Source organism: Campylobacter sp. FU_497, assembly GCF_025772425.1.
In the GTDB taxonomy this organism is placed as follows: domain Bacteria; phylum Campylobacterota; class Campylobacteria; order Campylobacterales; family Campylobacteraceae; genus Campylobacter_D; species Campylobacter_D lari_C.
This window is the reverse complement of the sequence record NZ_JAKMSC010000032.1, coordinates 1-2,598: the sequence shown is the minus strand read 5'-3', so window position 1 is coordinate 2,598 and position 2,598 is coordinate 1. Positions and strand designations below refer to the sequence as shown.

2 protein-coding genes are annotated in these 2,598 nt (G+C 26.8%); both read left to right on the top strand.

The features are described from left to right. The coding region (locus L8W68_RS08135) for a 6-hydroxymethylpterin diphosphokinase MptE-like protein (RefSeq protein WP_263675751.1) at nucleotides 1-811 on the top strand (811 nt) is incomplete at its 5' end. Next, on the top strand, nucleotides 808-2,598 hold a 1,791-nt coding region (locus L8W68_RS08130), incomplete at its 3' end, for a motility associated factor glycosyltransferase family protein (RefSeq protein ID WP_263675750.1). The genes L8W68_RS08135 and L8W68_RS08130, both read left to right, overlap by 4 nt.

The following is a 2,598-nucleotide window of genomic DNA, read 5'->3' as shown; positions in this document are numbered from 1 at the left end:
AAGTGGTTTAAGCGTAGCAAATATGGCTTATGATTTAGCCATAAAGCTAGGACATAAGAATATTATCTTAATAGGTCAAGATTTAGCTTATGATGAAAATGGTAATTCTCATCCTAAAGACTATGTCCATGGAGAAACTATAGAAAATGACAGAAAAACAGGTTTATTTATTACTGCTTATGGTGGTAATGGTAAGGTAGAGACGAATCAATGGTGGATTTTATTTAAAGAAAGTTTAGAGTATTCTATAGATACTAATAGCATTACAACCTATAACGCCACAGAAGGTGGAGCTAGGATAGAAGGAAGTATAGAAAAACCTTTTAAAGAATTATGTGAAAATTTATTGAAAGAAAATAAGCCTTTGTTTGAAAAACTACAAACTTTAAGTGAAAAAGAAATTCAAGATAAAAAAGATAAGATTGATGAGTGTTTGAGAGGGGTTTTAAGCACAAATATATTAGAACAAATTCAAAATTTTAAAGATAATTTACAAAACATTACTTCTGATATCAAAAAAAGTTTTAGTATTTTAGAATTGGATTTTTCAAAAATTTTAAAGTTTAATGAAGAAATTCATGAGTTTAAAATTTCATTTGAAAAAGATTTTGCATTATTAGGAGAAGTTTTGGTTCCTGCGTTAAAAAATGTCGAATTAGAACTTGCAAAAATTTATTTAATGCCAGCAATAAGCCAAGAAGATAAAAAAACAAGAATGATCTTGTGGATTTTAAAACAAGAAGAATGGTTTGAAATTCTTCAATCAACACTGATAAATTGTTATAGTGCCATTTCAAGGGAAAATAAATGAATTTCTTACAAAAAAATATCTTAAATATTGAAAAAAATTTGGCAACTAAAATTTTAACTTGTAATAATCATAAAAAACCTATCGGAAATAAACTTTTTTTAGAACATATTCAAAACAATTATTCAAACTACCCTATACTTTTTATATATGGTATAGGAGATTACATTCTGGAACTTTTTAAAAATGAAAACTTAAAATACATTATTATCTTTGAAGATGATTTAGAGATAGTTTATCACATACTTCAAAATAATGATTTTAGTAATTTTCTTAAAAACAACCAACTTATAATCTATCACACTCAAGACTTTCATCTTTCAAATGCTAAGATGATGTTTTTAAGTCAAAACATTTTATTTTACCATGAAATTTTTACACTATTTTCATTCAAAAAAACTCATTTAAGTCAATATATAGAAAATACATGCATTCAAGCACTAGAGCATATAAAAAATGCTATGCATTCAAGCTCTTCTTGTTTAGAAGGTTTAGAATTTTTCACAAAAAATCTCTATTCTATGCTAACAAATCCAAGCACCAAAGAGTTGTTAACAAAACACCAATCTAAAAGTAAATATGCTATCATAGTGGCAAGTGGACCTAGTCTTATAAAACAACTACCTTTGTTAAAACAAATTCAAAACAAAGTTACTATATTTTGTGCTGATGGCTCTTATACTATCTTACACCAACACAATATCAAGCCTGATTATATTGGTTGTATTGAAAAAAGTATAGACTCTAATGTTTTTTTTAAAGATTCTTATGAAGACAATAAGGCAATTTTCCTTCTTACAAATACAACAAATCCTAGTATCATCCAAACTTTACAAAATCATCAAAAAAACATCATTATTACCCTAGCATCTAGTAATTTTAATCATAGCTTTAAACTTGATGACTATGGCTATACAGATACAAAATTTTCAAGCGTGGCTAATTATTTATACCATTTTGCTATAGGCTTAGGCTATACAAATATCATTTTAATAGGGCAAGATTTAGCTTATGATAAAAACCTAAATTCTCATCCTAAAGAATTTTTACTAGGTGAAAAAACAGATACACATCGTTATGAACTCATAAAAACACTAGCTTACGGAGGAAAAGGAAAAGTTTATACCCATTGTGTATGGGAGCTTTATAAAAAGGCTTATGAGGAAGATATACAAAATAATAAACACCTTATCACCACTTATAATGCCACTGAAGGTGGAGCTAGGATAGAAGGAAGTATAGAAAAACCTTTTAAAGAATTTTGTGATGAAATTTTAAACAAACAAAACACAAATAAAAACTTCCCTTCTTTAAGTCTTTCAAAAGATTATAAAAAATATGTTTTATCTACAATTTCAACCTTGCAAAATCACATCCAAATTAATCAAATTTTTGCGTCCCAATGTGAATTAATATTAACAAAATTAGATCCTATTATAGAGCAAATCAATTTTATAGCAAACAACTATACTTTAGAAGATGCTCTTAAACGACTTGATTATACTCAAATCAACTTTGCTCAAGAATACATCAAAACTTTCAAGTCTTTATTGTTTTCACAAAAAAACTGGGAAAGTATGAGTGATATACTCTATACTTTAATTTTTGCAAACGAGCCTAATTTTATAAAACTACAAAGTTTAAAAACACAAAATGATCAAGAAAAGCTTATTAATACACTATCCTATATCATCAACCATAAAAGATATATCAAAGAAATTATTGATATTTTATACCAACAAAGGATGATTTTAGAAAGAGCTTTGGCCGATATAGAACAAAAGAACAAC